The sequence below is a fragment of the Pseudonocardia sp. KRD291 genome (genome assembly GCF_019263595.1).
GTDB lineage: Bacteria > Actinomycetota > Actinomycetes > Mycobacteriales > Pseudonocardiaceae > Pseudonocardia.
The window spans coordinates 1-5347 of the sequence record NZ_JADQDD010000369.1; the positions used below are offsets into that span (position 1 = coordinate 1).

The 5347-nt window shown below is 75.1% G+C and carries 5 protein-coding genes; 4 read left to right on the plus strand and 1 reads right to left on the minus strand.

Annotated features, from left to right (window positions below; all coding sequences use genetic code 11):
- Positions 1–281: 281 nt before the first annotated feature.
- Together I4I78_RS29850 and I4I78_RS29855 are read left to right on the plus strand one after the other, a co-directional pair.
- Complete coding sequence (locus tag I4I78_RS29850) at positions 282–929, plus strand: hypothetical protein (protein ID WP_218614850.1); 648 nt, start codon at positions 282–284, stop codon at positions 927–929.
- Between the two features lie 90 nt (positions 930–1019).
- The gene (locus I4I78_RS29855) at positions 1020–2138 is read left to right on the plus strand and encodes an SDR family oxidoreductase (RefSeq protein WP_218614851.1); all 1119 of its coding nucleotides are present in this window, start codon (positions 1020–1022) and stop codon (positions 2136–2138) included.
- Between the two features lie 94 nt (positions 2139–2232).
- Here I4I78_RS29855 and I4I78_RS29860 read toward each other — a convergent pair whose 3' ends face one another.
- Positions 2233–3816, minus strand: a complete 1584-nt coding sequence (locus I4I78_RS29860; RefSeq protein WP_218614852.1) for an NAD(P)/FAD-dependent oxidoreductase — start codon at positions 3814–3816, stop codon at positions 2233–2235.
- 127 nt (positions 3817–3943) lie between these two features.
- Between I4I78_RS29860 and I4I78_RS29865 the strand changes: the two genes are divergently transcribed.
- Both I4I78_RS29865 and pyrE read left to right on the plus strand, forming a co-directional pair.
- Positions 3944–4717 carry an SDR family oxidoreductase gene (locus tag I4I78_RS29865; protein ID WP_308252441.1) on the plus strand — a complete coding sequence of 258 codons (774 nt, stop codon included), beginning with the start codon at positions 3944–3946 and terminating at the stop codon, positions 4715–4717.
- On the plus strand, positions 4714–5271 hold the full coding sequence (gene pyrE, locus I4I78_RS29870) for an orotate phosphoribosyltransferase (RefSeq protein WP_218614853.1): 558 nt from the start codon (positions 4714–4716) through the stop codon (positions 5269–5271). The genes I4I78_RS29865 and pyrE overlap by 4 nt, the downstream gene beginning before the upstream one ends.
- The last annotated feature ends 76 nt before the right edge of the window (positions 5272–5347 follow it).

Here is a 5347-nt window from a genome sequence, read left to right on the forward strand (position 1 = left end):
GTGTCCGGGACGGCCGGGCTCGAGGCGGTCGCGCCCGGCTGGAAGGGCGCCGGTGACGGCGTCGAAGAACTCCGGGGCGACATCCGGGTCAAGGTCGCCGTCGAGTCCGGCAAGCAGGCGGGCGAGGCACGCGGAGAGATCGCGCAGCGGGACGAGGAGGTCTCCGCCCACCGGTGAGCCCCGTCGTCGCGGCCGCCGCGACCGACAAACCCCCGGACGAGGGCGGTGCACACTCGTGGCGCTACCACGCTCGGACGGGGTTCGGGGCTAGGCTCCGCCGCATGTCGGTCTGGTTCATCGTCGCCATCATCGCGATCGTCGTGGGCATCGGCCTGCTGCTGTTCGAACGGTTCCGTGGTGGTGCGAGCCGCGACCGCAAGCGGTGGGCCGCCACGCGGGAGTGGGAGTTCCTCGACAGCGATCCGGTGCTGCCCAGCCGCTGGCGCTACGGAACCATCCACCAGGGCGGGCCCGGCGTGGCGCGCAACCTGGTCAGCGGTGACGTACCGACCCCGGACGGTCCGCGACAGTCCTACGCGTTCGACCACGAGCAGGCCGGCCGGGTCAGCTCGGTGCTGTGCGCGGTGCAGGTGCAGACCGCGCTGCCGGCCGCGGTGGAGCTGCGGCTGCCCTCGGCCCCGCTGCCCGACGACGCCGGGCTCGACCTGCTGGAGCCGGTCGGCGAGCGGTACGCGTTCGTCAGCGACGCCGAGGCGGTCCGCCCGCTGCTCACCCCGCGCCTGGCCGACGCCAGCGACGCGATCGGTGAGGACGTCGAGCTGCTCTGGGCCGAGGACGCCTGGGTGCTCGCCGCCGCGCCGGTGGGCATCTCCCCGGACCGGATGCAGGACCTTCTGGCCGACCTCGCCGAGGTCGCCACCGCTCTGGAGGAGGGTCTCACGGCCGCGCGACCCACGGCCGGGGCCTGACCTGGGCGGTGTCGCCCTGCGTTGATCAGCTGATGCGCAAAGTGACCACCCGATTGAGCTAGGTGGAGTAGTGCTGGATACCCTGTTCGGGTGTCTCTCGCTCTCATCACCGGCGGAAGTGCCGGCATCGGTGCCGCGTTCGCCGATCGTCTCGCGTCCCGCGGACACGACCTGATCCTCGTCGCCCGCGGGGAGCTGCGGCTGAACGCGATGGCGCGCGTTCTCGCGGCCCGCCACGGCGTCCGGGTGGACACCTTCGTCACCGACCTCGCCGACCGGCACGGCCTGTTCCGGCTGGAGGCACTGCTCAGCGGGCCCGAGGGCCTGGCGGTCGACGTCCTGGTGAACAACGCCGGGTGCGGGCGGAGCGCGCAGTTCCCGCACGCCGAGCGCCGGCACCTGCAGGCCGAGATCGACCTGAACATCACCGCGACGATCGGTCTCACCCACGCGGTGCTGCCCGGGATGCTGCAGCGCGGCCGGGGCACGGTCGTCAACGTGGGCAGCGTGGCCGGCCATCTGCCCGCGCCGGGCTCGTCCTACGGCCCGACGAAGGCGTGGGTCGCCGCGTTCACCGACTCGCTGGCACCGGTCCTGCGCGGCACCGGGGTCGCCGCGATCGCGGCCTGCCCGGGCTACGTGCGCACCGGATGGCACACCTCCGCGCCGCCGGAGGGGCTGGCCGGACGGCTGCTGTGGGCCGAGCCGGAGCACGTCGTCGACACCTGCCTCGCCGACCTGGAGCGTGGCCGTGTCCTGAGCGTGCCGGGACCGGTCTACCGGCCCCTGATCGAGACGATCGAGATGCCGCGCCGCGCGCTGCGCCTGGCGGCGCGCCTGGCCCGTGCCTCGCGGCCGGACCGCCGGGAGACGGCCGCCCCGGCGCCCGACCCGGCCCCGGCCCCGGCCTCGGCGCCGGCCCCGGCCACTCCGCCCGCCGGGAGCGCGGGCGGCAGCGCGGGCGGGCGCCGGCCTGGGCTCCCGGACCTGCCGGCCCGCCCGGCCCAGCGGGTCGAGCCGGCGCACTGCGCGCGCACGTCCGGGTCGGACCACTTCGTCACCACCCGGCGCTCCAGCCGGGAGCGCCGGGCCCGCGCGGTCGCGGCCGCCCGCTCGCGCGCGTTCGCGGCGGCCGAGCAGGCCCCGGCGCAGCGCCCGGCCGGGACGGCGCAGCGCCCGGCCGGCGAGGTGGCCGTCCCGTCCGCCTGACGGCGGCACCGACCGACTTCCGGCCCCGGCTTGGATCCGACCCCACGCCGGGGCCGGTACCTCGCGAGCGGCGCACACCGCCGCGGTGGCGGGCTCAGCCCACCGCGAGCTCGCCCCCGCGCGGCGCGGGCAGGGCCGGTCCCAACGGCCGCCCCGCCCCGTTCCTCCCGTGCAGGGCGCGGAACGGCGCGAGCCGGAACCGCCGGGTACGCAGCTGGTACTCGGCCGAGTTCGCCGGCCACATGACGACGTTCACGCCGTCGTCGTTCTGGTAGTAGCTCGCGCAGCCGCCGCGCTCGTAGACCGTCCGCGCGGAACGACGGCGGATCCGGCGGGTCCAGCGACGCTCGACCTCGGGCCGGACGTCGGTGACCTCGATCCCCTCCCGGGCCATCATGACCACGGCGTCGGCGATGTAGCGGCCCTGGGCCTCGGCGAACAGCAGCGTCGAGCTGGCGCCGCTGGTCGCGTTCGGGCCCTGGGTGAGGAAGAAGTTCGGGAAGCCCGGGTAGCTCATGCCCAGGTAGGCCCGGGGACGGTCGCCCCAGTGGTCGCTCAGCGACGCGCCGGCGGCGTCGGTGATCCGGCGGGCGATCGGCGAGGTGATGCCGATCTGGAAGCCGGTGTTGAGCACGATCACGTCCACCTCGGCCTCGGTGCCGTCGCCGGCGACCACGGTGGAGCCGCGGACCTCGGAGAGCCCGCCGGTGTGCAGCGTGGTGTTCGGCTCGCCCATCGCCGGCAGGTAGGAGTTGGAGATCAGCGGCCGCTTGCACAGGTACTCGAAGTCCGGCGTCAGGCGCGCGCGCAGGTCCTCGTCCGGGACCTGCTCGGCCAGGTGCCTGCGTCCGACCCGCATCAGCCCCTCGCGCAGCAGCTTCGACCGGCGGGCCGAGGCGAGCACCTCGGCGCCGGCGTAGAGGATGTCGAACTGCAGCCTGCGCAGTCGCGGGCTCGCGTCCAGTGCCCGGCGCAGCCGTTCGGCCCCGGGGCGCTCGGGCTTGGGCATCACCCAGGCCGGGGTGCGCTGCAGGACGTGCAGCTCGCGGACCCGCGGCTGGATGGCCGGCACGATCTGGATCGCCGAGGCGCCGGTCCCGATCACGGCGACGCGCTTGCCGTCGAGGTCGACGTCGTGGTCCCAGCGCGACGAGTGGAATGCCGGGCCGGGGAACCCGGCCAGCCCGGGGACGTCCGGCATCGCCGGGTCGGAGACCAGACCCGCCGCGCTGACCAGGACGTCCGCGGTCACCTCGGCGTCGCCGGTGCGGATGCGCCAGCGCCGGGCGTCGGGGTCCCAGCGCGCCTGGTCGACGTCGCTGTGGAACCGGACGTGGGAGAGCAGGCCGTCGGTGCGGGCCAGGGTCCGCGAGTAGTCCAGTACCTCGTGCCCGGGCGCGTAGAGGTCCGACCAGTCCGGGTTGGTGAGCCGGCGCAGCTGGTAGAGCGGCGAGGGGGTGTCGACGCCGACGCCGGGGTAGGTGTTGTCCCGCCAGACGCCGCCGACGTCGTCGGTCCGTTCCAGGATGACGAAGTCGTGCACCTCCCGGCGCAGCAGGGCCAGGCCGGCGGTCAGGCCGCTGAAACCGGCTCCGATGATCACTACCCGGTGGTGGTCGGACGCCGGACGGGCCGACGTCGGGTGTGCGACCGCGGACGGCGGCGCCTCGGACGTCATGCCCCGACGGTAAACGTCGCGTCACCGCTGTGACATGTGAAGTAGGTCCGGTTAATCCCGATGCCGCAGCGCGGACGGGCCGGCGACGCCCGGTGGCGGGACTGCGGTCACGCACTAGGCTCCCCCCGTGCCCTCCGTCATGATCACTGGCGCCTCCGCGGGGATCGGGGCGGCGTTCGCCGACCGGCTGGCCGCCGACGGGCGGGATCTCGTGCTCGTCGCGCGGGACGCCGAGCGGCTCGAGGCCGCCGCCGTCCGGCACCGTGACCAGGGGGTCTCGGTCGAGGTGCTGCCGGCGGACCTGGCCGACCCGGACGCCCGCGCCCGGGTGACCCGGCGCCTGGCCGACCCCGACCTCGCCCCCGTCGAGCTGCTGGTGAACAACGCCGGTCTGGCCACCGGGAGCGACTTCCTGCAGGCCGACCCGGAGGCGCTGGCGCGCCAGCTCGAGGTGAACGTCGCGAGTGTGCTGGCTCTCACCCGGGCCGCGCTGCCCGGGATGGTGGACCGCGGGAACGGCGCCGTGGTGAACGTGGCCAGCGTGGCCGGGTTCCTCGCCGGGCGCGGGTCCACCTACAGCGCGGACAAGGCGTGGGTCATCTCGTTCACCGAGGGGATCTCCGCGTCGCTGAACGGGACGGGGGTGCGGGCGATGGTGCTGTGCCCGGGCTTCGTCCGGACCGAGTTCCACGAACGTGCCGGGATCGAGGTCGGCGGGCGGCGCGGCCCGCTGTGGCTCGATCCCGCGCAGGTCGTCGACGAGTGCCTGGCCGATCTGGCCAGGGGACGGGTGGTGTCCGTGCCTTCGCGGCAGTACAAGGCGATCGTCGGGCTGGTCGGGGTGCTGCCCCGCGGTGTCGTCCGGCGGCTGACGGCCACGTTCGACCGGGACCGCACATGAGTGCGCATGGAGACCGGGCGCGGCTGGCGGCGCTGGTCCGGGAGCTCGGGGTCGTGCACGAGCGGGTCACGCTGTCCTCCGGGGCGGAGGCCGACTACTACGTCGACCTGCGCCGGGTCACGTTGCAGCACGAGGCGTCGCCGCTGATCGGGCGCCTGCTCCGCGCACTGACCGAGGACTGGGACTACGACGCCGTCGGCGGGCTGACGCTCGGCGCGGACCCGGTCGCGACCGCCGTCCTGCACGCCGCCTCGCTGGAGACCGACGCGCCTCCGGTGGACGCGTTCGTCGTCCGCAAGGAGACGAAGAAGCACGGCATGCAGCGCCTGATCGAGGGCCCGGACATCGCCGGACGCCCGGTGCTGGTCGTCGAGGACACCTCGACCACCGGTGGCTCGGTGCTCACCGCGGTGCGCCAGGTGCGCGAGGCCGGGGCCACCGTCGTCGGGGTCTGCACGGTCGTCGACCGGGACACCGGGGCGCGCGAGGCGGTCGAGGCCGAGGGCGCGCCCTACCGGGCGCTGCTCGGGCTGGCCGACCTGCAGCTGGGCTGACCGCCGCCGTGCCCGATCCTCTCCCCGATCCCGGGGCCCCGGACGGGGAGCCGGACGCGGTCGGCCCGAGCGAGTG